The organism is Pseudomonas mosselii, from assembly GCF_005796105.1.
Taxonomy (GTDB): domain Bacteria; phylum Pseudomonadota; class Gammaproteobacteria; order Pseudomonadales; family Pseudomonadaceae; genus Aquipseudomonas; species Aquipseudomonas mosselii_C.
This window is the reverse complement of sequence record NZ_VAUO01000002.1, coordinates 567,916-593,886: the sequence shown is the minus strand read 5'-3', so window position 1 is coordinate 593,886 and position 25,971 is coordinate 567,916. Positions and strand designations below refer to the sequence as shown.

The following is a 25,971-nucleotide window of genomic DNA, read 5'->3' as shown; positions in this document are numbered from 1 at the left end:
GGCGGCGAGACACGAATGGACAAACTGATTATTTCTGGCGGCGCGCGCCTCGACGGCGAGATCCGCATTTCCGGCGCGAAGAACTCGGCGCTGCCGATTCTCTCGGCCACCCTGCTGTGCGATGGCCCGGTCACGGTCGGCAACCTGCCGCACCTGCACGACATCACCACCATGATCGAGCTGTTCGGTCGCATGGGCATCGAGCCTGTGATCGACGAAAAGCTGGCCGTGGAAATCGATCCGCGCACCATCAAGACCCTGGTCGCCCCGTACGAGCTGGTCAAGACCATGCGCGCCTCGATCCTGGTGCTCGGTCCGATGGTCGCCCGCTTCGGCGAAGCTGAAGTCGCGCTGCCAGGCGGTTGCGCTATTGGCTCGCGTCCGGTCGACCTGCACATCCGCGGCCTCGAAGCGATGGGCGCGAAGATCGAGGTCGAAGGCGGCTACATCAAGGCCAAGGCGCCTGAGGGCGGCCTGCGCGGTGCGCACTTCTTCTTCGACACCGTCAGCGTGACCGGCACCGAGAACATCATGATGGCCGCTGCACTGGCCAAGGGCACCAGCGTGCTGCAGAACGCCGCGCGTGAGCCTGAGGTGGTCGACCTGGCCAACTTCCTGATTGCCATGGGTGCGAAGATCCAGGGTGCCGGTACCGACACCATCACCATCGAAGGCGTGGAGCGTCTGCACTCGGCCACCTACCGCGTGATGCCCGACCGTATCGAGACCGGCACCTACCTGGTTGCCGCTGCCGTGACCGGTGGTCGTGTCAAGGTCAAGGACACCGATCCGACCATCCTTGAAGCCGTGCTCGAAAAGCTCAAGGAAGCCGGCGCCGACATCACCACTGGCGAAGACTGGATTGCGCTGGACATGCACGGCAAGCGTCCGAAGGCCGTCAACCTGCGTACCGCACCGTATCCGGCGTTCCCGACCGACATGCAGGCGCAGTTCATCTCGCTCAACGCCATTGCCGAGGGTACCGGCGCGGTGATCGAGACTATCTTCGAGAACCGCTTCATGCACGTGTATGAGATGCACCGCATGGGCGCACAGATCCAGGTCGAGGGCAACACTGCCATCGTGACCGGCGTCAAGGCGCTCAAGGGCGCTCCAGTCATGGCTACCGACCTGCGTGCCTCGGCCAGCCTGGTGCTGTCGGCCCTGGTCGCCGAAGGCGACACCCTGATCGACCGTATCTACCACATCGACCGTGGTTACGAGTGCATCGAGGAAAAGCTGCAGATGCTCGGCGCGAAAATCCGCCGCGTACCGGGCTAAGCGCCCGACGGCGCAGGGACGCGCCCACCGAATTGAACGCGGCCAGCCTCATGGGCTGGCCGGCAGTAGCTGCTTAAGGAACGACGTTTCCCATGTTGACCATCGCGCTATCCAAAGGCCGCATTCTCGACGACACCCTGCCGTTGCTGGCAGAGGCCGGCATCGTGCCGACCGAGAACCCGGACAAGAGCCGCAAGCTGATCATCCCGACCACGCAGGACGACGTGCGCCTGCTCATCGTGCGCGCCACCGACGTTCCGACCTACGTCGAGCATGGTGCCGCCGATCTCGGTGTGGCCGGCAAGGACGTGTTGATGGAGTATGGTGGCCAGGGCCTGTACGAGCCCCTGGACTTGCAGATTGCCCAGTGCAAGCTGATGACGGCGGGTGTCACCGGCGCGCCTGAGCCCAAGGGCCGCCTGCGCGTGGCCACCAAGTTCGTCAACGTCGCCAAGCGTTACTATGCCGAACAAGGCCGCCAGGTCGACATCATCAAGCTGTACGGCTCGATGGAGTTGGCCCCGCTGATCAACCTTGCCGACAAGATCATCGACGTGGTCGACACCGGCAACACGCTGCGCGCCAATGGCCTGGAACCTCAGGAACTGATCGCGATGATCAGCTCGCGCCTGGTGGTCAACAAGGCCTCCATGAAAATGCAGCACGCCCGCATCCAGAGCCTGATCGACACCCTGCGCAACGCCGTCGAATCGCGACACCGCGGCTGACTTCTGCGCGCGACCTTCGCTGTCGCGCCCGTCTATCCGCGTCATAGCCACTTTTCTCGGGTGCCCGCGCGGATGGACTGGTAGCTTAGGGCGCCTGAGCATTTGCCAATCTTTCCGAGGCCCTCGCCATGACCGTGTCCACTGCAATCGCCCGTCTCAATGCCGCTGACCAGGATTTCGCGCGACATCTTGATCATCTGCTGAGCTGGGAGAGCGTGTCCGATGACGCGGTCAACCAGCGTGTACTCGACATCATCAAGGCCGTGCGCGAGCGTGGCGACGCGGCGCTGGTGGAGTTCACCCAGCGCTTCGACGGTGTTGACGCCCAGTCCATCGACGACCTGATCCTCGACCGTGCGCGCCTGGAACTGGCCCTGACCCGCATCACCGCGCCCCAGCGTGAGGCGTTGGAAACGGCCGCCAATCGCGTGCGCATGTATCACGAGCGGCAGAAGCAGGACTCCTGGCAGTACACCGAGGCCGATGGCACCGTGCTCGGCCAGAAGGTCACCCCGCTGGACCGCGCTGGCTTGTACGTGCCGGGCGGCAAGGCATCGTATCCGTCCTCTGTGCTGATGAACGCCATCCCGGCGAAGGTCGCTGGCGTGGCCGAAGTGGTGATGGTCGTGCCGACCCCGCGTGGTGAGGTCAACGAGCTGGTACTGGCAGCTGCCTGCATCGCGGGCGTCGACCGTGTGTTCACCGTCGGTGGCGCCCAGGCCGTTGCGGCCCTGGCCTATGGCACCGAAAGCGTGCCGCAGGTGGACAAGATCGTCGGCCCGGGCAATATCTATGTCGCCACCGCCAAGCGCCATGTGTTTGGTCAGGTGGGTATCGACATGATCGCCGGTCCTTCGGAGATTCTTGTGGTCTGCGACGGCCAGACCGACCCCGACTGGATCGCCATGGACCTGTTCTCCCAGGCCGAGCACGATGAAGACGCTCAGGCCATTCTGGTCAGCCCGGATGCCGACTTCCTCGACCGCGTCGCCGCGAGCATCGACAAGCTGCTGCCGACCATGGAACGTGCCGAGATCATCGAGAAGTCGATCAATGGCCGTGGTGCGTTGATTCAGGTGCGTGACATGCAGCAGGCCATTGAAGTGGCCAACCGCATCGCCCCGGAGCATCTGGAACTGTCGGTGGCTGATCCGCAAGCTTGGCTGGCGCAGATCCGCCACGCCGGTGCGATCTTCATGGGCCGCCACACCAGCGAGGCGCTGGGCGACTACTGCGCCGGTCCCAACCACGTGCTGCCGACGTCCGGCACCGCGCGCTTCTCCTCGCCCCTGGGCGTTTACGATTTCCAGAAGCGTTCTTCGATCATCTTCTGCTCCGAGCAGGGCGCGTCCGAACTCGGGCGCACTGCTTCCGTGCTGGCGCGTGGCGAGTCGCTGACCGCCCACGCCCGTAGCGCCGAATACCGCATCCTCAACGAGAAGGGGAATTGAACATGAGTCGTTTCTGGAGCCCTTTCGTCAAGGACCTCGTGCCTTACGTGCCGGGTGAGCAGCCCAAGCTTGCGAAACTGGTCAAGCTCAATACCAACGAGAACCCATATGGCCCGTCGCCCAAGGCGCTGGAGGCCATGCGTGCCGAACTCAACGACAACCTGCGCCTGTACCCGGACCCGAACGGCGACCGGCTCAAGCAGGCGGTGGCCGAGTACTACGCTGTCACCCCGGCCCAGGTGTTCGTTGGTAATGGCTCGGACGAGGTGCTGGCGCACATCTTCCACGGCCTGTTCCAGCACGACCGCGGCCCGTTGCTGTTCCCGGACGTGAGCTACAGCTTCTACCCAGTGTACTGCGGCTTGTATGGCATTCCCTACGAGCTGGTGGCACTGGATGAGCAGTTCCAGATTCGGGTGGACGACTACAGCAAGCCCAACGCTGGGATCATCTTCCCCAACCCTAACGCACCAACCGGTTGTCTGCTGGCGCTTGAAGCCGTGGAGCAACTGCTGGGGGCCAACCCGGATTCGGTAGTGGTGGTGGATGAGGCGTACATCGATTTTGGTGGCGAGACGGCCATCAGCCTGGTGGACCGCTACGACAACCTGCTGGTGACCCAGACGTTGTCCAAGTCGCGTTCGCTGGCGGGCCTGCGGGTGGGGTTGGCGGTTGGCCACCCGGACCTGATCGAGGCGCTGGAGCGGATCAAGAACAGCTTCAACTCCTATCCTTTGGACCGCGCGGCCATTGCTGGGGCAGCGGTCGCGTTCGAGGACCGGGCGTACTTCGAAGAGACCTGCCGGAAAGTGATCGACAGTCGTGAAGTGCTGGTTTCGGCGCTCAAGGATCGGGGGTTCGAGGTGCTGCCTTCGGCGGCGAACTTCATCTTTGCCCGACACCCATCGCAGGATGCGGCTGGGATTGCTGCTCGGCTGCGGGAGCAGGGGGTGATTGTGCGGCACTTCAAGCAGGAGCGGATTGCGCAGTTCTTGCGGATTACCGTCGGGACACCGGAGATGAACCAGGCTTTGCTGGATGCCTTGGATTGATGGGTTCTTGAGTTATTAGTGTTAGGGGTAAGCTGGAGTTGATCTGGCTTGCCCTTTTTTGTTTTTGGTTGTTTTGATAGGTGTATGCGCATTCATTGGCTTGGTTGACTTTGAGTCACCTTTCCGCCCTTACGGCGGGTCCCTTTTTGAAGCATCAAAAAGGAACCAAAAAATGCTCGCTCCATCATCCGGCCCCTGCGCTGCGCGCAGGGGTTCCCTCGCTCCGGCGCCTTCCGGGCCCGCGCGGCCTCCGACTTGCTACGCAAGTCTACATCTCGCGCCTTCGGCTGCGCCGAAGGGTGCTGCGCACCTTGGGCCCTCCAGTCACCTGCGCTCGGCCTACTGAAGTCGCGAAGTTACGGGTGGCGCCTGTACTTGCGCAGCTAACCGCTAGTTGCAGTTGTGGGAACTCTGGATTACAGGATTGCGCCAAGCCTGAATCCAGCGCTGCACCTGTAGGAGTTCACCCAGCCCTTTGGGCTGCGCTGTCGCGCAGAGAACTGATTTCGCAAGCGCTCCGCGTACCCTGTGGGAGCGGGCTTGCCCGCGAAGCAGGCGACTCGGTGTATGGCACCGGCTTTGCCGGTGTTCGCGGGCAAGCCCGCTCCCACAGATTCCTTCTAAATCAACAAGTTATGTGTAGTTCTATGAGAGCGGGCTTGTCCCGCGAACACCGGCGAAGCCGGTGCCATCCACCGCGCCGCCTGCTTCGCAGTGGTCCGGCACTCTGGTAAACCCGCTGCTCTTGCTCTTGCTTCTAAGCGCGCAATAGCCCAGGCGCCGCCAATTGCGACTTCAGGAGGCCGAGTGTAGGCGTCTGTAGGGCCAGGTGCGCAGCACCCTTCGGCGTAGCCGAAGGCGCGAGATGTAGACTTGCGTAGCAAGTCGTAGGCCGCGCGGGCCCGAAAGGCGCCGGAGCGAGGGAACCCCTGCGCGCAGCGCAGGGGCCGGATGATGGAGCGAGCGGTTTTTGCCTACTTTTGCCCAAGAGCAAAAGTAGGTCGCCGTAAGGGCGAAAGGGTGACTAAAAGTCGACATCAAAAATGAATGCGCATACATCCACAAAAACAAACACCCCTTGCCGCGCGCCCCCAAACCCGCTATCGTCCAAACCCTGAAAATTCATCCGATGACTGGATGTACCGCCAAAAATGCCCCCAATCATCAAACGCTCCCTGGTAGAACAAGCCGTAGACCAACTCCGCTCCCGCATAGCCTCCGGCGCGTGGTCGGTCGGTCAGCGCCTCCCCACCGAACCGGAGCTGGCCTACGACCTGGGCATCAGCCGCAACACCGTGCGCGAGGCCATGCGCGTCCTGGCGTTCAGCGGTTTGGTGGAAATCCGCCAAGGTGACGGTAGCTACCTGCGTACCGTGCAAGACCCGTTGCAGGCTGTGCAGGCCATGGCCCACTGCACCGTCGAGCACGCCCGCGAAACCCGCCATATCCTCGAAGCCGAAGCCATTGCTCTGGCCGCCCTGCGCCGCACCGACGACGACCTCAGCGCCTTGCGCCAGGCACTCAAGCAAAGCGCCGTGCATTTTCACGGTGATGTGGATGCCTATGTCGAGTGCGACATCCAGTTCCACCAACGCTTGGTGGACGCCGCCCACAACCCCGCGCTGAGTGAGTTGTACCGCTACTTCTCAGGCGTGGTCGCCGCCGCCCTGCAGCACAACATGACCACCGTGCCCCGATGCCAGGCCACCTTCGACTTACACGGGCACATCCTCGATGCCCTGGAAAAACGCGATTCGGAGACGGCCAAGCGCCTGAGCCGGACACTCATCGAATCCTGACTGGAAATACGCCATGCCTAGACCCTTGCCCCGCGAAACGCAGATCGACGAACTGTTGATCGACGCCGAGGCTGACGACGAACACGTCCAGCAACAGCCGGTGCTGCTGCGCCGTCCCTGGCTCTTGCTGCTAGGCCTGGTGCTGGTGGCGTTGAACCTGCGCCCGGCGTTGTCGAGCATGGCCCCGGTGCTTGGGCAGGTCAGCCAGACGCTCGGCCTCAGTGCGTCCGCAGCCGGGCTGCTGACCACATTGCCGGTGCTTTGCCTGGGCCTGTTCGCGCCCTGGGCACCGGTGCTCGCACGTCGTTTCGGCAGTGAGCGTGTGATCCTCGGTATCCTGCTGTTGCTGGCCCTCGGCATCCTGGTACGCAGCGCCCTGGGGGTGAGCGGCCTGTTCATCGGTAGCCTCCTCGCTGGTGCGAGTATCGGCATCATCGGCGTGCTGCTGCCAGGTATCGTCAAGCGCGATTTCCCCCAGCATGCAGGCACCCTGACGGGCGTCTATACCATGGCGCTTTGCCTGGGCGCAGCGATGGCCGCTGGCGCGACAGTGCCGCTTACCCAGCACTTCGATGACAGCTGGGCCATGGGCCTGGGCTTCTGGCTATTGCCTGCGCTGCTGGCGATGCTGGTCTGGTTGCCACAGGCTCGCCAAGGCCATGGTCTGCACAAGGCAACCTTCCGTGTCCGCGGCCTTTGGCGCGATCCGTTGGCCTGGCAGGTCACGCTGTACATGGGCCTGCAATCTTCGCTGGCCTACATCGTATTCGGCTGGTTGCCGTCGATTCTCATTGGCCGTGGCCTGACCCCTACCGAGGCAGGCCTGGTGCTGTCGGGCTCAGTCATCGTGCAACTGGTCAGTTCGCTCGCAGCCCCTTGGCTTGCGACCCGCGGCAAGGACCAGCGTCTGGCTATCGTGATCGTGATGCTGGCGACTCTGGCCGGGCTGTTCGGGTGCCTGTACGCACCGATTGGCCAGTTGTGGGGGTGGGCAGTGCTGTTGGGTCTTGGGCAGGGCGGTACGTTCGCCCTGGCGCTGACCCTGATCGTGCTGCGCTCGCGCGACGCGCATGTGGCCGCCAACTTGTCGAGCATGGCCCAGGGCGTCGGCTATACCCTCGCCTCGATGGGGCCTTTCGCAGTGGGGTTGGTGCATGACTTCACCGGCGGATGGCAGGCGCTAGGCTGGATTTTCGCCGTGCTGGGGATCGGTGCTATCGGATTCGGTCTTGGTGCAGGTCGCGCCCGGCATGTGCACGTGCAAAGCGAGAGGGTCTGACGGCGCTCCGGCAACACCGGCTAGCGCCTGCGCAAACGTCCAGATAGCTGGCCAATCGCCATTCATGATGCAAATGGAGATGGCGCAGGCCGGCGCTGCAGATTATCGTGCGCGTTCGACCTTTTCGCAGGACTAGCCCATGAGCGACGCCAACAGCGCCCTGATTACCCGTTTTTACCAGGCCTTCCAGCGCCTGGATGCCGAGGCCATGGTGGCCTGCTACAGCGACGACATCACCTTCAGCGACCCGGTGTTCGGCACCTTGCGTGGCCAGGACGCCAAGGACATGTGGCGCATGCTCACGTCCCGCGCCAAGGACTTCACCCTGACCTTCGACAACGTGCGCAGTGACGAGCGCGGGGGCGGTGCCCACTGGGTCGCAACCTACCTGTTCAGCCAGACCGGGCGAGTGGTGGTCAATGATATCCAGGCGCGTTTCGTGATCCGCGATGGGTTGATCTGCCAACATGACGACAGCTTCGACCTCTGGCGCTGGGCGCGGCAGGCGCTGGGCATGCCAGGCGTACTGTTGGGGTGGACGCCCATGCTACAGAACAAGGTGCGCCAGCAAGCTTTCAAGGGCCTGCGTGCATTCCAGCAAGGGCGCTGAGCGGTTAAGCTGACGAGTCTTTACCGCGTATCGAAGCCTGCCGTGAGCGAGATTCCCCCCACCGTCGAGTGCAAACCCTGGTACGTCTACCTGGTGCGTGCAGCCAATGGCTCGCTCTACTGCGGTATCAGCGATGACCCGCAGCGACGCTTTATCAAGCACCAGAAAGGTCAGGGCGCGCGCTACTTCAAGACCAGCCCGGCGCAGGCGCTGGTGTATGTGGAGCAGTGGCCGGACAAAAGCGAGGCGCTACGTCAGGAGCGGCTGGTGAAGAAGCTGCGCAAGGCGGCCAAGGAGGCGTTGGTGGCCTCCTATGCCCCGCAGCAGGCGTGATAGCCGCTCAGTCCTTGCGCCGTTTGAGCTGATCGATCAACTGCGTCGGCAGGCCTTTGATCACCAGCGTCCCGGCGGCTTCGTCGTACTCGATCTTCGAACCCAGCAAGTGCGCCTCGAAACTGATCGACAACCCTTCGGCTCGCCCGGTGAAGCGGCGGAACTGGTTCAGGGTGCGTTTGTCCGCCGGTATCTCCGGCGACAGGCCGTAGTCACTGTTGCGGATGTGGTCATAGAACGCCTGCGGGCGGTCCTCGTCGATCAGGCTGGAGAGCTCTTCGAGGGTCACCGGTTCGCCCAGCTTGGTCTGGGTGGTGGCGTAGTCGACCAGGGTCTGGGTTTTCTCGCGCGCGGATTCCTCAGGCAGGTCCTCTTTTTCGACATAGTCGCTGAAGGCCTTGAGCAAGGTGCGGGTCTCGCCCGGACCATCCACGCCCTCCTGGCAGCCGATGAAGTCGCGGAAGTAATCCGAGACCTTCTTGCCGTTCTTGCCCTTAATGAACGAGATGTACTGCTTGGAGTTCAGGTTGTTCTTCCACTCCGACAGGTTGATCCGCGCTGCCAGGTGCAGTTGGCCGAGGTCCAGGTGACGTGAGGGGGTTACGTCCAGCTCGGCATTCACTGCGACGCCTTCGCTGTGGTGCAACAGGGCGATGGCCAGGTATTCGGTCATGCCTTGCTGGTAGTGGGCGAACAGCACGTGGCCGCCGGTGGAAAGGTTGGACTCTTCCATCAGCTTTTGCAGGTGCTCGACGGCGATCCGGCTGAAAGCCGTGAAGTCCTGCTCGGCGTCCAGGTACTGCTTGAGCCAGCCGCTCAACGGATAGGCTCCAGATTCGCCGTGGAACAGGCCCCAGGCTTTGCCTTGCTTGGCGTTGTAGCTGTCGTTGAGGTCTGCCAGCAGATTCTCGATGGCGTCGGAGGCGGCCAGCTCGCTGTTACGGGCATGCAGAACGGCGGGGCTGCCATCGGGCTTCTTGTCGATCAGGTGAACGATGCAATGACGGATGGGCATGGAAGTCTCGGTCTGGTGGGCGGTGGTCACCGCGCTGCAAAAGGCGTTCAGTTTACCCCAGGGCAGGGGTGATGCAGTGGCCAGATGTTGGCGTAAATGGCAGTTGTCTGTTTTTTGCGCAAAATCGTGATTTTTTTCCTTAAACCCCCGAAAAACCTGAACAAAATCCCTCTCGGCAGCGGATATTTATCGATTCCTGTGGTAGCTTTGCGCGGTCTTGCGCCCCCTGTGTGGCGCATTGCTGGCCGCTTGCTTGCGGGGTGTCGAACCAAACGCCGATTTGCGTATCTACATACGCGTTCGACGCGGCCTCTGGATTGTCCCGGGCTGGCCCGACCACCGACCAAGCACGCTGCACAACCTCTGATTTGATAGGGAAGGAACACCACCATGGCACTGACCAAAGACCAACTGATTGCCGACATCGCCGAATCGATCGCGCAGCCGAAAGCCACCGCCAAGAACGCTCTGGAGCAACTGGGCCAGATCGTTGCCGACCAGCTGGAAAACGGCGCTGAAATCACTCTGCCAGGCATCGGCAAACTGAAAGTCTCCGAGCGTCCTGCCCGTACCGGCCGCAACCCTTCGACTGGCGCTGCCATCGAAATCGCCGCCAAGAAAGTCGTCAAGTTCGTGCCAGCCAAGTCGCTGACCGACGCCATCAACAAGTAATTGTTGCCGGTTTGACTAAACCGCGCCCGGGGTTGCCTGGCCGCGGTTTTTTCACGCCTGAACTTTGCGTGCGGCGCTCCAGGCCTGGCGCGCGGCCTCGTCTTGGAAGCTCCAGGCGACCATGCGGCTCTGCTTCTGCCCCTGGCCCATCTCGACGATGCGCAGGGCCTTCACCCCGGCCTTGTTCAGCGCCGCCTCGATACCCGGCAGGTTGCTGGCCTTGGACACCAGGCTGGTGAACCACAGCACCTGTGCACCGTAGCGCACGCTTTCGGCGACCATTTGGCTGACGAAGCGGATCTCGCCACCTTCGCACCACAGCTCGTTGTTCTGGCCGCCAAAGTTCAGGATTGGCAGCTTGCGCTTTGGGTCCTGTTTGCCGAGGTTTTTCCACTTGCGTTGGCTGCCACGAGTGGCTTCTTCGCGCGAGGCATGGAAGGGCGGGTTGCACAGGGTCACATCGAAACGCTCGTCGGCCTGCAGCAGGCCTTCGAGGATGTGCTTGGGTGCGGGCTGCAAGCGTAGGCCGATGGCCTTGTCCAGCTTGTTGGCCTGTACGATGACCTTGGCCGAAGCCAGGGCGACCGGGTCGATGTCGGAGCCGATAAAGCGCCAGCGGTAGTCGCTGTGGCCCAGCAGCGGATAAATGCAGTTGGCGCCCACGCCGATGTCCAGCGCGCGCACCTGCGCACCTCGCGGCGCATCACCTGCGTTGTCCTCGGCCAGCAGGTCGGCGAGCACGTGGATGTAGTCGGCGCGTCCGGGGATGGGCGGGCACAGGTAGTCGGCGGGAATGTCCCAGTGCTGGATCCCGTATTGGGCCTTGAGCAGGGCGCGGTTGAACACCCGCACGGCCTCGGGGTTGGCGAAGTCGATGCTGGGTTTGCCGTAGGGGTTGGTGAGGGTGAAGCGGGCCAGGTCCGGGTGGGCCTTGATCAGCGCCGGGAAGTCGTAGCGGCCCTGGTGGCGGTTGCGCGGGTGCAGGCTGGGTTTGTCAGTCATAGTCGGATCCGGTGTTGCAGGCCATGGGGCTGCTTTGCAGCCCTTTCGCGACACAAGGCCGCTCTACAGAGAGCGGCGCCTTTAAATCCGGCGCCGACCTGTAGGAGCGGCCTTGTGTCGCGAAAGGGCCGCAAAGCGGCCCCAACGGTCTATCAGATTGTTACAGCGCAGCAATCCGCGCATGCTGCTCGGTGAAGTTGGCCAGTGCCTGCTCGGACTCGGCAAGCTTGGCGCGTTCCTTCTCGATCACCGCAGGCGGCGCCTTGTCGACGAAGGCCGCGTTGGACAGCTTGCCGCCCACACGCTGGACCTCACCTTGCAGACGCTGGATTTCCTTGTTCAGGCGTGCAAGCTCGGCGTCCTTGTCGATCAGGCCTGCCATCGGCACCAGCACTTGCAGATCGCCCACCAGCGCGGTGGCCGACAGTGGCGCTTCGTCCTGCTCGCTGAGTACGGTGAACGACTCGACCTTGGCCAGCTTCTTGAGCAGCGCTTCGTTTTCTTGCAGGCGGCGCTGGTCGTCGGCGTTGGCGTTCTTGAGGAACAGCGGCAGCGGCTTGCCCGGGCCGATGTTCATCTCGGCGCGGATGTTGCGCAGGCCGACCATCAGCTCTTTCAGCCACTCGATATCGCCTTCGGCAGCGGTATCGATGCGCGACTCGTTGGCCACTGGCCAGGCTTGCAGCATGATGGTTTTGCCGTCGATACCGGCCAGTGGCGCGATGCGCTGCCAGATTTCTTCGGTGATGAATGGCATGAACGGGTGCGCTAGGCGCAGCGCGACTTCCAGCACGCGCACCAGGGTGCGGCGGGTGCCACGGGCGCGTTCGACCGGCGCGTTTTCGTCCCACAGTACCGGCTTGGACAGCTCCAGGTACCAGTCGCAGTACTGGTTCCAGATGAACTCGTACAGCGCCTGGCTGGCCAGGTCGAAGCGGAACTGCTCCAGTTGGCGAGTCACTTCGGCTTCGGTGCGTTGCAGCTGCGAGATGATCCAGCGGTCAGCCAGCGACAACTCGTAAGCCTCGCCGTTCTGGCCGCAGTCCTCGCCTTTGTCCAGCACGTAGCGCGCCGCGTTCCAGATCTTGTTGCAGAAGTTGCGATAGCCTTCGACACGGCCCATGTCGAACTTGATGTCGCGGCCGGTGGAGGCCAGCGAGCAGAAGGTGAAGCGCAGCGCGTCGGTGCCGTAGCTGGCGATGCCTTCGGGGAACTCGGCCTTGGTCTGCTTGGCGATCTTCTCGGCAAGCTTGGGCTGCATCATGCCGCTGGTGCGTTTTTCCAGCAGGGCGTCGAGGGTGATGCCGTCGACGATGTCCAGCGGATCGAGCACGTTGCCCTTGGACTTGGACATCTTCTGCCCCTGGCCATCGCGCACCAGGCCGTGCACGTACACGGTCTTGAACGGTACTTGCGGGGTGCCGTCCTCGTTCTTGATCAGGTGCATGGTCAGCATGATCATGCGCGCAACCCAGAAGAAGATGATGTCGAAGCCGGTCACCAGCACGTCGGTGCTGTGGAACTTCTTCAGGAATTCGGTCTGCTCCGGCCAACCCAGGGTCGAGAAGGTCCACAGGCCCGAGCTGAACCAGGTGTCGAGTACGTCGTCGTCCTGGCGCAGTGTAATGTCGGCACCGAGGTTGTGCTTGGCGCGCACTTCGGCTTCGTCGCGGCCGACGTAGACCTGGCCGGCCTCGTCGTACCAGGCCGGGATGCGGTGACCCCACCACAGCTGGCGGCTGATGCACCAGTCTTGGATGTCGCGCATCCAGGAGAAGTACATGTTCTCGTATTGCTTGGGCACGAACTGGATACGGCCGTCTTCCACGGCTTCGATGGCAGGCTCGGCCAGTGGCTTGGTGGAAACGTACCACTGGTCGGTCAGCCACGGCTCGATGACCGTGCCGGAACGGTCGCCCTTGGGGACTTTCAGGGCGTGGTCGTCGATGCTGACCAGCAGGCCTTGGGCATCCAGGTCGGCGACGATCTGCTTGCGTGCGACGAAACGGTCGAGGCCGGCGTACTGGGCAGGCAGCGAGGTGTCGACCTGGTCGTTGACGCTGCCGTCGAGGTTGAACGCCTGCACGGCGGCCAGCACGGTGGCGTTCTTGTCGAAGATGTTGAGCAGCGGCAGGTTGTGGCGCTTGCCGACTTCATAGTCGTTGAAGTCGTGGGCCGGGGTGATTTTCACGCAGCCGGTGCCGAACTCTGGGTCGCAGTAATCGTCGGCGATGATCGGGATGCGGCGACCGACCAGCGGCAGCTCGACGAACTTGCCGATCAGCGCCTGGTAGCGCGCGTCGGTCGGGTTGACCGCGACCGCGACGTCACCCAGCAGGGTTTCCGGGCGGGTCGTGGCGACGACCAGGTGGTCCTTGCCTTCGGCGGTTTTCGCGCCATCGGCCAGCGGGTAGCGCAGGTTCCACAGGTGGCCCTTCTCGTCGTGGTTTTCCACTTCGAGGTCGGAGATCGCCGTGTGCAGCTTGGTGTCCCAGTTTACCAGGCGCTTGCCGCGGTAGATCAGGCCGTCCTCGTGCAGGCGCACGAAGGCTTCTTTAACGGCTTCGGACAGGCCGTCGTCCATGGTGAAGCGCTCGCGGCTCCAGTCCACCGAGGAGCCGAGGCGACGGATCTGGCGGCTGATGTTGCCACCGGATTGATCCTTCCATTCCCAGACCTTCTCCAGGAACTGCTCGCGGCCCAGGTCGTGACGGCTCTGGCCCTTGGCTTCGAGCTGGCGTTCGACCAGCATCTGCGTAGCGATACCGGCGTGGTCGGTGCCTGGCTGCCACAGGGTATTGCGGCCCTGCATGCGCCGGAAGCGGATCAGCGCGTCCATGATCGCGTTGTTGAAACCGTGGCCCATGTGCAGGCTGCCGGTCACGTTCGGCGGCGGGATCATGATGGTGTAGGAATCGCCAGCACCTTGCGGGGCGAAATAGTTCTCGGACTCCCAGGTGTTGTACCAGGAAGTTTCGATGGCGTGCGGCTGGTAGGTCTTGTCCATGCGCGGCGGGACCCTATGGCATTTGTTCGGGAAAGCCGGGAAGTATAACGAAGCTGGGAGCTTCAAGCGACAAGCTGCAAGCGGGGCATGTTTTTACTGGGCCGGCCTCTTCGCGGGCAAGCCCTGATGCAGGTGCAGCGGCCTTCACTGTGGGCGCTGCGGTGCGCATTGCCCACGCAAGGGCCGCAGCAGAGCGCTACGGCCTACTCGGAGCGCTTGAGCAGGCGCTCGAGCCTGGCGTCGAGCCGACGCTTGATCTCGGTCTCGATGTGCGGGGTGAAGTCGTTGATCACGTCCTGCATGATCAACTGCGCCGCAGCGCGCAGTTCGGCGTCCAGGTGCAGCAGGGTATCCTGGCGGCGGGCCTGGGCATCTTCCTCGGGGGCTGGTGCAGGTGCTGTGGCGGGCGGGTGGTCGTTGCCAACCGGCTCGTCGAGCAGCAGCGGAATCTGTTCCACCGTCTCGGTGAGCAGTGGTGGCTGCAGGTTGGCGTCACCCAGCAGCTCGCGGATCGATTCCAGATCGTCGAGCAGGTGGGCGGAATGAGTGAGGGAGGTCAGCTGCTTGTCCATCGTATTCAGAGTCGCTGTAAGCGGTGATCTTGCAGAGCATAGCCCTGTTCACGGTAGAAACGGAACCGCTCGCGGGCGGCCTGACGAATGCTCGGGTCTTCGACGACGATCTCGGCGATGCGCTCGAACTGGCCGACGAACCCGGGGACATCGGCTCCGAGGTTGATCAGCAGGTCACGGTGCGCGCCGGCATCGCTGCCGATCCCCAACGCAACGCTGGCATCGAGGTGCTGCTCGTGGTGGTCATGGGGCACGAAGGCTTCACCCTTGAACTGCCACAGGCGTTGGTCCAGCTCGTCGCGCTGGGCGGCATCCTGGCAGTGCAGGTAGACCCGGTGGCCGAGGCGCCAAGCTTTTTCGCACAGCTTGCAGGCGAAATCCAGCCGCGCCGACAGTGCGTCGGTGGGCAGGATGTAGAAATCGACTTTGCTCATGGTTCGTATCGCCAGCCGATGGCGCGTGCGCGCCACCGGCTGTACGCCATCAGGCGCCGGCGCGGTCCAGCAGGTACTGGGTCAGCAGTGGCACCGGGCGGCCCGAGGCGCCCTTGTCCTTGCCGCCGCTGATCCAGGCGGTGCCGGCGATGTCCAGGTGCGCCCAGTGGTAGGCCTTGGCGAAGCGCGACAGGAAGCAGCCGGCGGTGATGGTGCCGGCCTTCGGGCCGCCAATGTTGGCGATGTCGGCGAACGGGCTGTCCAGTTGCTCCTGGTACTCGTCGAACAGCGGCAATTGCCAGGCGCGGTCGTCGGCACGCTTGCCGGCGTCCAGCAGTTGGCTGACCAGTTCGTCGTTGTTGCCCATCAGGCCGGAGGTGTGGCTGCCCAGCGCAACGATGCAGGCACCGGTCAGGGTGGCCAGGTCGACCACCGCCTGGGGCTTGAAACGCTCGGCGTAGGTGAGCACGTCGCACAGCACCAGGCGGCCTTCGGCGTCGGTGTTGAGGATTTCGACGGTCTGGCCGCTCATGGTGGTGACGATGTCGCCCGGACGGGTGGCCCCGCCGCTGGGCATGTTCTCGGCGCAGGCCAGCAGGCACACCAGGTTGATCGGCAGTTGCAGTTCGAGCACGGCCTTCAAGGTGCCGAACACACTGGCGGCACCGCACATGTCGTACTTCATCTCGTCCATGCCGGCACCTGGCTTGAGGCTGATGCCGCCGGTGTCGAAGGTAATGCCCTTGCCCACCAGTACGAACGGTTTGTCAGATTTCTTGGCGCCTTGGTAGTTGAGCACGATCAGGCGTGGTGGCTGGTCGCTGCCCTGGCCCACGGCATAGAACGCGCCCATGCCCAGGTCCTTGATCTTCTTCTCGTCCAGCACTTCGACCTTCAGGCCCTTGTGGGCCTTGCCCATGTCCTTGGCCTGTTCGGCGAGGAAGCTTGGGTGGCAGATGTTCGGTGGCAGGTTGCCCAGGTCGCGGGTGTAGGCCATGCCGTTGGCAATCGCGGTGGCGTGCTTGACGGCGCGCTCGGTCTCGGCCTGGCCGGCCTTGGCGGTCAGCAGGGTGACTTTCTTGAGGGCGCGGGGGTCGGCTTTCTTGCTCTTGAAACGGTCGAACACGTAGGCGCCATCGAGCAGGGTCTCGGCCAGCAGGCGGTACTTGCCGTAATGACCGTCGCGGGCGGTCACGGCGATGTCGTCCAGGGCCAGCACGGCGTCCGTGCCACCCAGGCCTTTGAGCACGCCTGCAACGCTGGCCACCAGCTTGCGCCAGGCACGGTCGCCCAGGCTCTCGTCCTTGCCGCTGCCTACCAGCAGCACGCGCTCGGCCTTCAGGCCCGGTAGGCTGTGCAGCAGCAGGGTCTGGCCTGGCTTGCCTTCCAGGTCGCCACGCTTGAGCAGCGCGCTGATGGCGCCTTCGCAGGCCTGGTCGACGGCTTTGGCGAGGGCGCCGAGCTTGCGGCCTTCACCCACCGGCACGACCAACGTGGCGGTTTTTACGGATACAGCGGCTACGCTTTTTACAACCAGTTCCATGTCAGGGGTCCCCGAATGATCTGTGGGTTGGCGCTGTCTTGTGCAGGCGCTCGGAATACCGGCCTGGCTGTCTTTGCAGCCAGTGGAAAAGCTGCCAGTTTGAGCCTGCGGCGTCCTTTATGACAACCCCGACATGCGGCGTCATGCGCGGCCAAGTGACAGGCGCGGTCAATCACAGGATAATGCGCCCACTTTACATGGAGGTTCGCCTTGGCGAACCGGCATTGGCCCCAAGCTTTCCGAATCGTTCGTTTGGCTGTCCGCCCCTGACAACCCAGGAGTGTCTGGTTTGATCGTCTTTCGTTATCTGTCCCGCGAGGTCCTGGTGACCTTGAGCGCCGTCAGCGCCGTGCTGCTGGTGATCATCATGAGCGGGCGCTTCATCAAGTACCTGGCCCAGGCGGCCCAGGGTGTGCTCGACCCGGGCGTGCTGTTTATGATCATGGGCTTCCGCCTGCCGGGCTTCCTGCAACTGATCCTGCCGCTGGGGTTGTTCCTGGGCATTCTGCTCGCCTATGGCCGGCTGTACCTCGAAAGCGAGATGACCGTGCTTTCGGCCACCGGCATGAGCCAGCAGCGCCTGCTGGCGATGACGCTGGCACCGGCGGCGCTGGTCGCTCTGGTGGTCGCCTGGCTGAGCCTGAGCCTGGCGCCCCAGGGCGTGGCGCAGGTGCAGAAGATCATCAACCAGCAAGACGCGCTCACCGAGTTCGATACTTTGGTGCCTGGCCGTTTCCAGACGCTGCGCGACGGTTCGCGGGTGACCTACACCGAACAGCTCTCCGATGACCGAGTGAACCTGGGCGGTGTGTTCATTTCCGAGAAACGCTTCAACCAGGACAAGACCAAGGACCGCGCCCCATCGGTACTGGTCGCCGAAAAAGGCCACCAGGAAGTGCAGGCCGACGGCAACCGCTACCTGATCCTGGAGAACGGCTACCGCTACGACGGTAACCCCGGTCAGGCCGACTACCGCGCGATCAAGTACGACACCTACGGTGTGCTGCTGCCCAAGCCCGAGGTCAGCGAAGAGGTGACCGAGCGCGAGGCGATTCCCACCACCGACCTGTTCGGCCATGACGGTATTCGTGAGCGTGCCGAGCTGCAATGGCGCTTGTCGCTGCCGCTGCTGGTGTTCGTCGTGACCTTGCTGGCAGTGCCGCTGTCGCGGGTCAATCCGCGCCAGGGCCGTTTCCTCAAGCTGTTGCCTGCGATTCTTCTGTACATGGCTTACCTGACAATGCTGATTTCCGTTCGCGGCGCCCTGGAGAAGGGCAAGTTGCCTATCGCCCTGGGCATGTGGTGGGTTCACGCCCTGTTCCTGGCGATCGGCCTGGCCCTGATGTACTGGGAGCCGCTGCGTCTGAAGCGCGCTGCGCGTCGTGCGGAGGTGGCCCATGGCTAAGCTCGATCGCTACATCGGCCAGAGCGTGCTGCTGGCTATCCTGGCGGTGCTGGGAATCATCCTCGGCCTGGCATCGTTGTTCGCCTTCATCGACGAGATGAGCGACCTTAGCACCACCTATACCGTGCTCGATGCGGGTATCTACACCGTACTCACGGCGCCACGTCGGCTGTACGACATGCTGCCGATGGCCGCGCTGATCGGCTGTCTGATCGGCTTGGGCAGCCTGGCCAGCAGCAGCGAGTTGACCATCATGCGTGCGGCAGGCGTATCCATCGGGCGTATCGTCTGGGCGGTGATGAAGCCGATGCTGGTGCTGATGCTGGTGGGTGTGCTTATCGGCGAATACGTAGCACCAGTGACCGAGAACAAGGCCCAGGCCGACCGCTCGTTGGCCCAGGGTGGCGGCGAGGCTCAGAGTTCCAAGCGTGGTATGTGGCACCGTCAGGGTGAAGAGTTCGTGCACATCAACTCGGTGCAGCCCAATGGCTTGCTGCTGGGTGTGACCCGCTATCGTTTCGACGATCAGCGCCAGATCGTCTCCTCCAGCTTCGCCCGCAAAGCGCAGTACCGCGATAACCATTGGGTGTTGAACGATGTGGCCACCACTCACTTCCACGGTGACCGCACCGAGGTGGTCAAGGCGCCTGAGGAGCAGTGGGATGTGTCGGTCACCCCAGAGCTGCTCAACACCGTGGTACTGGCGCCAGAGTCGCTGTCGATCACTGGCCTGTGGGACTATATCCACTACCTGTCCGATCAGGGCCTGAACAACGCTCGCTATTGGCTGGCGTTCTGGACCAAGGTGTTGCAGCCAGCCGTCACGGCGGCGCTGGTGTTGATGGCGATCTCGTTCATCTTCGGTCCACTGCGTTCGGTCACCTTGGGCCAGCGCGTGTTCACGGGGGTGCTGGTGGGCTTCGTGTTCCGCATTGCCGGCGACCTGCTCGGTCCGTCGAGCCAGGTATTCGGCTTCCCGCCGCTGCTGGCGGTGCTGATCCCTGCCGGGATCTGTGCGTTGGCAGGTGTGTGGCTGTTGCGTCGGGCGGGTTGATAGCCTGAGCTGAACCTTGAATTGGGGCCGCACTGCGGCCCCAATTGGTTTTACTCTCTGTGGTCACTTCTTGCGCTTGGGCAAGCGCACCAGCTGGGTTTCGGAGTAGATGTCGTGCCAGCTGCGCTGGCGCTTGTCGAACAGCGACCAGATGAAGCCCAACCCCAGGCACAGCCACGAAGCGATCGATACGACAAAACGCAGCAGTGCCTGCCACAGGCTGATGGCGCTGCCGTCGGGGTTCTGCACGCGTACGCCCCACACCTGCATGCCCAGGGTCTGGCCGCCGTGGGTCCAGAACTTGGCGAAGAAGCCGAACAGGGCGAACAGCAGGATTGTCGACAGTAGCGGGTCGCCGTCCAGCGCACCGGTCTCGGTCAGCTCACGCATGCGCGCCTCGCCGATGATCGCCATCTGGATCATCTTGTAGGCGCCGGCCGTAACGATCAGCAGGGCGGTGCACAGCAAGAAGTCATAGAACATCGCCGCCAGGCGGCGACCCAGGCCGACCGGTGGGAAATCTCCCTGGGGGTTGAGCAGAGGCTTGGACATGCGGTACAGCTCCGAAAGGCGAAGCCGATATTCTACGGGCAAAAAAAAGCCCCTGCACTTGGCAGGGGCTTTCTTTAGTCAGGCGTGGATCAACCCGCGACCTGAACCTTGTCTGCCTGCATGCCTTTTTGGCCTTGCACGGCTTCGAAGGTGACCTTCTGGCCTTCTTTCAGGCTCTTGAAGCCGTTACCTTCGATGGCGCGGAAGTGCACGAACAGATCCGGACCGCTCTCTGGGGTGATGAAGCCGTAACCTTTCTCGTCATTGAACCACTTGACGGTACCGTTCTGACGCTCAGCCATTTTCTTATTTCCTATGAAGCTTGATTTTGGTGACAGTTTCTTTCACATCGAATTGTAGGTGAAAGATTACTGGGCTGGGTTGCAGGAAAGTAAGAGACGTCGAACGGGTTGTAGCAGATTGCGGCTACTGGCCCAGGTCACGAACTGTTGCGACCCATGCAAACACAGTAGAGTGACTCTACGCTAACTCCTTCGGCAAAAACAAGCCCTGCGCAGCGCCTTGAATCAGGCTTTTTCAAGCCACCCCGCAAACGGGTGGAAACGGCATGGCGCCTGGCCTGGCGCCATGTTCAAAAGTTATTGCGCAGGTTCGAAATCGAATATGCCAATGGAGCCTGCGCACTCATTCAGCCACGGTAGTAACGCTGTGCCACGAAAGGCATTTTGCTGACTTTAAGGGCAACTTGCTTGCCGCGCACCACGGCAAACAGCGACGTATCCAGCGCCGCATGCTCGCTCTCGACATACCCCATCGCCACGGGCCCACCCAGTGTCGGGCCAAAGCCTCCGCTGCACACTTTGCCGACCGCCTTGCCGCTGGCATCGATGATGTCTGCGCCTTCGCGTACCGGCGTGCGTTCCTGAGGCAGCAGACCCACGCGTTTGCGTGGCACGCCCTGTTGCTGTTGGGCGAATACCTGTTGGGCGCCGGGGAAGCCGCCAGCGCGTGCACCGTCGGCACGCCGCACCTTGGAAATCGCCCACAGCAAGCTGGCCTCGATCGGCGTTGTGCCGCTGTCCATATCATGGCCATACAGGCACAGACCGGCTTCCAGGCGCAGCGAGTCGCGTGCGCCCAGGCCGATGGGCTGCACTTCGGGTTCGGCCAGCAGGCGGCGGGCCAGGGATTCTGCGGCGGCGGCCGGCACCGAGATCTCGTAGCCGTCCTCGCCGGTGTAGCCTGAGCGGCTGACGAAGCATTCCTGGCCCAGCAACTGCACCGGGCGCAACTGCATGAAGGTCATATGGGCGACTTCCGGTGCCAGGCGTTGCAGCACCTTGACCGCTGCCGGGCCTTGCAGGGCCAGCAGGGCGCGTTCCTCGAACAGGTCAAGGACCTCGCAGCGCGTACCGATGTGTTGGCGCAGGTGAGCCAGGTCCTGGTCCTTGCATGCGGCGTTGACCACCAGGAACAGCGTGTCGTCACCCAGGTTGGCGACCATCAGGTCGTCTAGGATGCCGCCCTGTTCGTTGGTGAACATCGCATAGCGCTGCATGCCCACCGGCAGGTCGACGATATCCACCGGCACCAAGGTTTCCAGGGCGCTGGCTGCGTCGCTGCCGCGCAGGAGGATCTGACCCATGTGCGAGACGTCGAACAGGCCTGCCTGGTCGCGGGTGTGCAGGTGTTCCTTGAGTACGCCCAGCGGGTACTGCACGGGCATGTCATAGCCTGCGAACGGCACCATGCGCGCGCCCAGTTCAAGATGCAGGGCGTGCAGTGGGGTCTTGTGCAGTGTTTCGGACATCGGGGACTCCTTGGTTTTGGTTCGGGTCAGCATTCGATGATGTTGACGGCCAGACCGCCTCGGGCGGTCTCCTTGTATTTGCTTTTCATATCGGCGCCGGTCTGGCGCATGGTACGGATGACCTTGTCGAGCGAGACGTAGTGTTGCCCGTCGCCGCGCAAGGCCATGCGCACCGCGTTGATCGCCTTGACCGAGCCCATGGCGTTACGTTCGATGCAGGGCACCTGGACCAGACCGCCAATGGGATCGCAGGTCAGGCCCAGGTTGTGTTCCATGCCGATCTCGGCGGCGTTCTCGACCTGCTGGGGTGTACCGCCCATCACTTCGCAGAGCGCCCCGGCGGCCATCGAGCAGGCCACCCCCACTTCGCCCTGGCAGCCCACTTCGGCGCCGCTGATCGAGGCGTTTTCCTTGTAGAGAATGCCGATGGCGGCAGCGGTCAGCAGAAAACGCACCACGCCATCCTCGTTGGCGCCGGGGACGAAGCGCATGTAGTAGTGCAGTACCGCTGGCACGATGCCCGCCGCACCGTTGGTAGGGGCAGTGACCACACGTCCGCCATGGGCGTTTTCCTCGTTCACCGCCAAGGCGTAGAGGTTCACCCAGTCCAGGACCGACAACGCATCGCGCAGGTTGGCCTCGGGGTGGCGGCTGAGTTGTCGGTACAGGGCCGGGGCCCGGCGCTTGACCTTAAGCCCGCCGGGCAGGATGCCCTCGTGGCGACAGCCGGCCTCGACGCAGTCCTGCATCACCTGCCAGATCTGCAAGAGGCCCGCGCGGGTCTGGGCTTGCGGTCGCCAGGCCGCTTCGTTGGCCAGCATCACCTGGCTGAACGACAGTTGCTGGGCGAGGCAGTGTTCGAGCAGTTGCTTGCCGGTCTTGAACGGGTAGGGCAGGACGGTGCTGTCTTCGACGATACGGTCTTGGCCAGCGGCGTCCTCGTCGACCACGAAGCCGCCGCCCACCGAGTAGTACTCGCGGCTGCGGATCTGCAGGCCGGCTGCGTCGAAGGCGCGAAAGATCATGCCGTTGGGATGGTACTCCAGCGGCTTGCGGATCATCGCCAGGTGCTGTTTTTCGATGAACGTGATGGGGTGCTCGCCAAGCAGGCGCAGTTGGCCGCTGTCGCGGATCGCTTGCAGGCGCGTGGGGATGGCATCGGTGTCGACGCTGTCGGGGTGCTCGCCTTCGAGGCCTAGTAGCACGGCCTTGTCACTGCCGTGGCCCTTGCCGGTGGCGCCGAGCGAGCCGTACAACTCGACCTTGACGCCCGCCGTACCGGCCAGCAGGCCGTCACGCCGCAAGCCTTCGGCGAAGCGCGCGGCGGCGCGCATCGGCCCAACCGTGTGGGAGCTGGAGGGGCCGATGCCAATCTTGAACAGGTCGAAGACGCTCAAAGACATGCTGACCTCCTGCCAGGTTGGTTGGGCAGATGCTGAACCCTGTGGGAGCGGGCTTGCCCGCGAATGCGTCGGTGTGGCTTACATCGCATTCGCGGGCAAGCCCGCTCCCACAGAGGGACACACCTCAATCAGGGTGCGTGCCGCAGGCTATCAGACGTCCTGATAGCTCTCGATCGACGGGCACGCACAGACCAGGTTGCGGTCGCCGTACACGTTGTCGACGCGGCCGACCGGTGGCCAGTACTTGGCGTCCACCAGGCTCGCCAGCGGGTAAACCGCCTGCTCCCGGCTGTAGCCGTGGGTCCACTCGCCCGCCAGTTCCGCCGCGGTGTGCGGGGCGTTCTTCAGCGGGTTGTCGTCCTTGTCCAGGCTGCCGTTCTCCACCGCACGAATCTCTTGGCGGATCTGGATCATGGCGTCGCAGAAACGGTCCAGTTCCTCTTTCGACTCGCTTTCGGTCGGTTCGATCATCAGCGTGCCAGCCACCGGGAAAGACATGGTCGGGGCGTGGAAGCCGAAATCGATCAGACGCTTGGCCACGTCATCGACACTGATACCGCTGGTGTCCTTGAGCGGACGCAGGTCGAGGATGCACTCGTGGGCCACCAGTCCGTTGCCACCGGTGTACAGCACAGGATAGTGCTCTTCCAGGCGCCGGGCGATGTAGTTGGCGTTGAGGATCGCCATCTGCGACGCACGCTTGAGGCCCGCGCCACCCATCATGCGAATGTACATCCAGGTGATCGGCAGGATGCTGGCGCTGCCGAACGGTGCGGCGCATACCGCGCCAGCCGTATTCTCCAGTGCCGCGTGACCCGGCAGGAACGGCGCCAGGTGTGCCTTGACGCCGATCGGGCCGACGCCTGGGCCACCACCGCCATGCGGGATGCAGAAGGTCTTGTGCAGGTTCAGGTGCGACACGTCGCCGCCGAACTTGCCCGGTGCGCACAGGCCGACCATGGCGTTCATGTTGGCGCCGTCGATATATACCTGGCCGCCGTTGTCGTGGATGATCGCGCAGATCTCGCCAATCGCTTCCTCGAATACGCCGTGGGTCGATGGGTAAGTGATCATGATCGCCGCCAGGCGCTCGCGGTGCTCGATGGCCTTGGCGCGCAGGTCGTCGATATCGACGTTGCCACGTGCGTCACAGGCGGTGACCACCACGCGCATGCCGGCCATGTGCGCGGTCGCAGGGTTGGTGCCGTGGGCCGAAGATGGGATCAGGCAGATATCACGGTGGCTGTCACCACGGCTGCGGTGATAGGCGCGGATCGCCAGCAGACCTGCGTACTCGCCCTGGGAGCCGGCGTTGGGCTGCAGCGACACGGCGTCGTAGCCGGTGGCGGCGCAGAGCATGGCTTCCAGCTCCTGGGTCATCTGCAGGTAGCCTTGGCTTTGCGCCGCTGGGGCGAATGGGTGCAGGTTGCCGAATTCGGCCCAGGTCACCGGGATCATCTCGCTGGCGGCGTTGAGCTTCATGGTGCACGAGCCCAGTGGGATCATGCTGCGGTCCAGCGCCAGGTCCTTGTCGGCCAGGCGGCGCAGGTAGCGCATCAGTTCGGTTTCGCTGTGGTAGCGGTTGAATACCGGGTGTTGAAGGATCGCTGACTGACGTTGCAGTGCCGCGGGCAGTTGTACGCAGGTGGCGGCGGCGAGGTCTGCGAAATCCGGGGTGGCGTCGGCGAACAGCGCCCACAAGGTTTCGACATCTGCCTGGCTGCTGGTTTCGTCCAGCGACAGGCCCAGATGCGTGGCGTCGATCTGGCGCAGGTTGATGCCTTGCGCACGGGCCTTGGCGTGCAGGCTGGCAGTGGCGGCGCCGGTGGCCAGGGTGAGGGTGTCGAAGAACGCCTCGGTGACGACCTTGACGCCCTGTTGTTCAAGGCCAGCCTTGAGGATCGCGGTCAGCGCGTGGGTGCGCTGGGCGATGCGCTTGAGGCCGTCCGGGCCATGATAGACGGCGTACATGCTGGCGATGTTGGCCAGCAGTACCTGGGCGGTGCAGATGTTGCTGGTGGCCTTTTCGCGGCGGATATGCTGCTCGCGGGTCTGCATGGCCAGGCGCAGGGCACTCTTGCCGAAGCGGTCGATCGACACACCGACCAGGCGGCCCGGCATGTCGCGCTTGAACGCATCGCGGGTGGCGAAGTAGGCCGCGTGCGGGCCACCGAAGCCCAATGGCACGCCGAAGCGCTGCGCGCTGCCGATGGCGACATCGGCGTCGAATTCGCCGGGCGGGGTCAGCATGGTCAGCGCCAGCAAGTCGGCCGCCACCGCCACCAGGGCGTTGGCGGCGTGCAAGCGCTGGACCACTTCACGGTAGTCGAACACGTCACCGTTGCTGGCTGGGTATTGCAGCAGGGCGCCGAAGAATGCGCTGACGTCGCTCAGTTCGCGCTCATCGCCGACCACCACCTCGATGCCCAAGGGCTCGGCACGGGTGCGTAGCACGTCGAGGGTCTGTGGGTGGCAATGGATGGAGGCGAAGAACGCGTGGCTGGCTTTGTTTTTCGACAGGCGCTTGCAGAAGGTCATGGCCTCGGCGGCGGCGGTGGCTTCGTCCAGCAGCGAGGCGTTGGCGATCGGCAGGCCGGTGAGGTCGCTGATCAGGGTTTGGAAGTTCAGCAGCGCTTCCAGGCGGCCTTGGGAGATTTCTGGCTGGTAAGGGGTGTAGGCGGTGTACCAGGCCGGGTTTTCCAGCAGGTTGCGCAGGATCGGCGCCGGTGTGTGGGTGTTGTAGTAGCCCTGGCCGATGTAGTTCTTGAACAGTTGGTTCTTGCTGGCGATGGCTTTGAGCGCAGCGAGCGCGTCAGCCTCGCTCTGGCCGTCCTGGCTGCCGAGCACGCTGGTGCCCTTGATGCTGTCGGGGATGACGGCGGCGCTCATGGCTTCGAGCGAGTCGAAACCCAGGGTGGTGAGCATGGCCTCTTCATCAACGGCGCGCGGGCCGATGTGGCGGGCGATGAATTCGTTGGCGGTGCCGAGGTTGCTGGTCATCGGAAGGT

At 63.4% G+C, this 25,971-nt stretch carries 22 protein-coding genes; 11 read left to right on the top strand and 11 right to left on the bottom strand.

Annotated elements, in window-relative coordinates:
- Nucleotides 1–15: 15 nt before the first annotated feature.
- The 8 genes from murA to FEM01_RS07625 all read left to right on the top strand — a co-directional run bounded on the left by murA (nt 16) and on the right by FEM01_RS07625 (nt 8,533).
- Entirely contained in the window at nt 16–1,281 is a 1,266-nt protein-coding gene (gene murA, locus FEM01_RS07660) for a UDP-N-acetylglucosamine 1-carboxyvinyltransferase (RefSeq protein ID WP_138218827.1), read from the top strand.
- A gap of 92 nt (nt 1,282–1,373) precedes the next feature.
- Nucleotides 1,374–2,009 carry an ATP phosphoribosyltransferase gene (gene hisG / locus FEM01_RS07655; RefSeq protein ID WP_138218826.1) on the top strand — a complete coding sequence of 212 codons (636 nt, stop codon included), beginning with the start codon at nt 1,374–1,376 and terminating at the stop codon, nt 2,007–2,009.
- A 128-nt stretch (nt 2,010–2,137) separates the two neighbouring features.
- Nucleotides 2,138–3,460, top strand: a complete 1,323-nt coding sequence (gene hisD, locus FEM01_RS07650) for a histidinol dehydrogenase (RefSeq protein ID WP_138218825.1) — start codon at nt 2,138–2,140, stop codon at nt 3,458–3,460.
- A gap of 2 nt (nt 3,461–3,462) precedes the next feature.
- On the top strand, nt 3,463–4,512 hold the full coding sequence (gene hisC / locus FEM01_RS07645) for a histidinol-phosphate transaminase (protein WP_138218824.1): 1,050 nt from the start codon (nt 3,463–3,465) through the stop codon (nt 4,510–4,512).
- A gap of 1,151 nt (nt 4,513–5,663) precedes the next feature.
- Nucleotides 5,664–6,311, top strand: coding sequence for a FadR/GntR family transcriptional regulator (locus FEM01_RS07640; RefSeq protein ID WP_138218823.1), 648 nt, complete (start codon nt 5,664–5,666; stop codon nt 6,309–6,311).
- A gap of 13 nt (nt 6,312–6,324) precedes the next feature.
- Nucleotides 6,325–7,590, top strand: a complete 1,266-nt coding sequence (locus FEM01_RS07635) for a CynX/NimT family MFS transporter (RefSeq protein WP_138218822.1) — start codon at nt 6,325–6,327, stop codon at nt 7,588–7,590.
- A gap of 139 nt (nt 7,591–7,729) precedes the next feature.
- The gene (locus FEM01_RS07630) at nt 7,730–8,200 is read left to right on the top strand and encodes a nuclear transport factor 2 family protein (RefSeq protein ID WP_138218821.1); all 471 of its coding nucleotides are present in this window, start codon (nt 7,730–7,732) and stop codon (nt 8,198–8,200) included.
- A gap of 42 nt (nt 8,201–8,242) precedes the next feature.
- Entirely contained in the window at nt 8,243–8,533 is a 291-nt protein-coding gene (locus FEM01_RS07625) for a GIY-YIG nuclease family protein (RefSeq protein ID WP_138218820.1), read from the top strand.
- A 7-nt stretch (nt 8,534–8,540) separates the two neighbouring features.
- Here the strand turns inward: FEM01_RS07625 and yejK are convergent, their stop codons facing one another.
- Nucleotides 8,541–9,548, bottom strand: coding sequence for a nucleoid-associated protein YejK (yejK, locus tag FEM01_RS07620; protein ID WP_138218819.1), 1,008 nt, complete (start codon nt 9,546–9,548; stop codon nt 8,541–8,543).
- A gap of 390 nt (nt 9,549–9,938) precedes the next feature.
- Here yejK and FEM01_RS07615 point away from each other — a divergent pair, with 390 nt between their 5' ends.
- Nucleotides 9,939–10,220, top strand: coding sequence for an HU family DNA-binding protein (locus FEM01_RS07615; RefSeq protein WP_012316055.1), 282 nt, complete (start codon nt 9,939–9,941; stop codon nt 10,218–10,220).
- A gap of 51 nt (nt 10,221–10,271) precedes the next feature.
- Here the strand turns inward: FEM01_RS07615 and rlmF are convergent, their stop codons facing one another.
- The 5 genes from rlmF to FEM01_RS07590 all read right to left on the bottom strand — a co-directional run bounded on the left by rlmF (nt 10,272) and on the right by FEM01_RS07590 (nt 16,778).
- Entirely contained in the window at nt 10,272–11,222 is a 951-nt protein-coding gene (gene rlmF / locus FEM01_RS07610) for a 23S rRNA (adenine(1618)-N(6))-methyltransferase RlmF (protein ID WP_138218818.1), read from the bottom strand.
- 160 nt (nt 11,223–11,382) lie between these two features.
- Complete coding sequence (locus FEM01_RS07605) at nt 11,383–14,229, bottom strand: valine--tRNA ligase (protein WP_138218817.1); 2,847 nt, start codon at nt 14,227–14,229, stop codon at nt 11,383–11,385.
- 203 nt (nt 14,230–14,432) lie between these two features.
- Nucleotides 14,433–14,801 (bottom strand): DNA polymerase III subunit chi, encoded by a 369-nt coding sequence (locus FEM01_RS07600; protein ID WP_138218816.1) that lies wholly within the window; start codon nt 14,799–14,801, stop codon nt 14,433–14,435.
- 5 nt (nt 14,802–14,806) lie between these two features.
- Nucleotides 14,807–15,235 carry a DNA polymerase III subunit chi gene (locus FEM01_RS07595; protein ID WP_138218815.1) on the bottom strand — a complete coding sequence of 143 codons (429 nt, stop codon included), beginning with the start codon at nt 15,233–15,235 and terminating at the stop codon, nt 14,807–14,809.
- Nucleotides 15,236–15,284: 49 nt separating this feature from the next.
- Nucleotides 15,285–16,778, bottom strand: coding sequence for a leucyl aminopeptidase (locus FEM01_RS07590; protein WP_138218814.1), 1,494 nt, complete (start codon nt 16,776–16,778; stop codon nt 15,285–15,287).
- A gap of 289 nt (nt 16,779–17,067) precedes the next feature.
- Between FEM01_RS07590 and lptF the strand changes: the two genes are divergently transcribed.
- Both lptF and lptG read left to right on the top strand, forming a co-directional pair.
- Complete coding sequence (gene lptF, locus FEM01_RS07580) at nt 17,068–18,183, top strand: LPS export ABC transporter permease LptF (RefSeq protein WP_138218813.1); 1,116 nt, start codon at nt 17,068–17,070, stop codon at nt 18,181–18,183.
- The gene (gene lptG, locus FEM01_RS07575) at nt 18,176–19,237 is read left to right on the top strand and encodes an LPS export ABC transporter permease LptG (RefSeq protein ID WP_138218812.1); all 1,062 of its coding nucleotides are present in this window, start codon (nt 18,176–18,178) and stop codon (nt 19,235–19,237) included. Before lptF ends, lptG begins: the two co-directional genes overlap by 8 nt.
- A gap of 63 nt (nt 19,238–19,300) precedes the next feature.
- On the opposite strand, the gene FEM01_RS07570 is transcribed toward lptG, so the two are convergent.
- The 5 genes from FEM01_RS07570 to gcvP all read right to left on the bottom strand — a co-directional run bounded on the left by FEM01_RS07570 (nt 19,301) and on the right by gcvP (nt 25,963).
- Nucleotides 19,301–19,789 carry an RDD family protein gene (locus FEM01_RS07570; RefSeq protein WP_138218811.1) on the bottom strand — a complete coding sequence of 163 codons (489 nt, stop codon included), beginning with the start codon at nt 19,787–19,789 and terminating at the stop codon, nt 19,301–19,303.
- An 89-nt stretch (nt 19,790–19,878) separates the two neighbouring features.
- Nucleotides 19,879–20,091 carry a cold-shock protein gene (locus FEM01_RS07565; RefSeq protein ID WP_003257941.1) on the bottom strand — a complete coding sequence of 71 codons (213 nt, stop codon included), beginning with the start codon at nt 20,089–20,091 and terminating at the stop codon, nt 19,879–19,881.
- A 347-nt stretch (nt 20,092–20,438) separates the two neighbouring features.
- Nucleotides 20,439–21,560, bottom strand: a complete 1,122-nt coding sequence (gene gcvT, locus FEM01_RS07560) for a glycine cleavage system aminomethyltransferase GcvT (RefSeq protein ID WP_138218810.1) — start codon at nt 21,558–21,560, stop codon at nt 20,439–20,441.
- A gap of 26 nt (nt 21,561–21,586) precedes the next feature.
- A complete protein-coding gene (locus FEM01_RS07555) occupies nt 21,587–22,963 on the bottom strand; it encodes an L-serine ammonia-lyase (protein ID WP_138218809.1) in 1,377 nt (458 codons plus the stop codon).
- 150 nt (nt 22,964–23,113) lie between these two features.
- Nucleotides 23,114–25,963: an aminomethyl-transferring glycine dehydrogenase gene (gcvP, locus tag FEM01_RS07545; RefSeq protein ID WP_138218808.1), complete on the bottom strand. Its 2,850-nt coding sequence runs from the start codon at nt 25,961–25,963 to the stop codon at nt 23,114–23,116.
- Nucleotides 25,964–25,971 lie beyond the last annotated feature (8 nt).

What these genes read in the sequence shown, in the direction of transcription:
- hisG (WP_138218826.1), top strand. Translation starts at nt 1,374, where the DNA reads ATGTTGACCATCGCGCTATCCAAAGGCCGCATTCTCGACGACACCCTG.
- FEM01_RS07615 (WP_012316055.1), top strand. Translation starts at nt 9,939, where the DNA reads ATGGCACTGACCAAAGACCAACTGATTGCCGACATCGCCGAATCGATC.
- gcvP (WP_138218808.1), bottom strand. Translation starts at nt 25,963, where the DNA reads ATGACCAGCAACCTCGGCACCGCCAACGAATTCATCGCCCGCCACATC.
- FEM01_RS07590 (WP_138218814.1), bottom strand. Translation starts at nt 16,778, where the DNA reads ATGGAACTGGTTGTAAAAAGCGTAGCCGCTGTATCCGTAAAAACCGCC.
- FEM01_RS07635 (WP_138218822.1), top strand. Translation starts at nt 6,325, where the DNA reads ATGCCTAGACCCTTGCCCCGCGAAACGCAGATCGACGAACTGTTGATC.
- rlmF (WP_138218818.1), bottom strand. Translation starts at nt 11,222, where the DNA reads ATGACTGACAAACCCAGCCTGCACCCGCGCAACCGCCACCAGGGCCGC.
- FEM01_RS07595 (WP_138218815.1), bottom strand. Translation starts at nt 15,235, where the DNA reads ATGAGCAAAGTCGATTTCTACATCCTGCCCACCGACGCACTGTCGGCG.
- lptG (WP_138218812.1), top strand. Translation starts at nt 18,176, where the DNA reads ATGGCTAAGCTCGATCGCTACATCGGCCAGAGCGTGCTGCTGGCTATC.
- FEM01_RS07600 (WP_138218816.1), bottom strand. Translation starts at nt 14,801, where the DNA reads ATGGACAAGCAGCTGACCTCCCTCACTCATTCCGCCCACCTGCTCGAC.
- murA (WP_138218827.1), top strand. Translation starts at nt 16, where the DNA reads ATGGACAAACTGATTATTTCTGGCGGCGCGCGCCTCGACGGCGAGATC.
- gcvT (WP_138218810.1), bottom strand. Translation starts at nt 21,560, where the DNA reads ATGTCCGAAACACTGCACAAGACCCCACTGCACGCCCTGCATCTTGAA.
- FEM01_RS07570 (WP_138218811.1), bottom strand. Translation starts at nt 19,789, where the DNA reads ATGTCCAAGCCTCTGCTCAACCCCCAGGGAGATTTCCCACCGGTCGGC.
- FEM01_RS07630 (WP_138218821.1), top strand. Translation starts at nt 7,730, where the DNA reads ATGAGCGACGCCAACAGCGCCCTGATTACCCGTTTTTACCAGGCCTTC.
- hisC (WP_138218824.1), top strand. Translation starts at nt 3,463, where the DNA reads ATGAGTCGTTTCTGGAGCCCTTTCGTCAAGGACCTCGTGCCTTACGTG.
- FEM01_RS07605 (WP_138218817.1), bottom strand. Translation starts at nt 14,229, where the DNA reads ATGGACAAGACCTACCAGCCGCACGCCATCGAAACTTCCTGGTACAAC.
- yejK (WP_138218819.1), bottom strand. Translation starts at nt 9,548, where the DNA reads ATGCCCATCCGTCATTGCATCGTTCACCTGATCGACAAGAAGCCCGAT.
- hisD (WP_138218825.1), top strand. Translation starts at nt 2,138, where the DNA reads ATGACCGTGTCCACTGCAATCGCCCGTCTCAATGCCGCTGACCAGGAT.
- FEM01_RS07555 (WP_138218809.1), bottom strand. Translation starts at nt 22,963, where the DNA reads ATGTCTTTGAGCGTCTTCGACCTGTTCAAGATTGGCATCGGCCCCTCC.
- FEM01_RS07640 (WP_138218823.1), top strand. Translation starts at nt 5,664, where the DNA reads ATGCCCCCAATCATCAAACGCTCCCTGGTAGAACAAGCCGTAGACCAA.
- FEM01_RS07565 (WP_003257941.1), bottom strand. Translation starts at nt 20,091, where the DNA reads ATGGCTGAGCGTCAGAACGGTACCGTCAAGTGGTTCAATGACGAGAAA.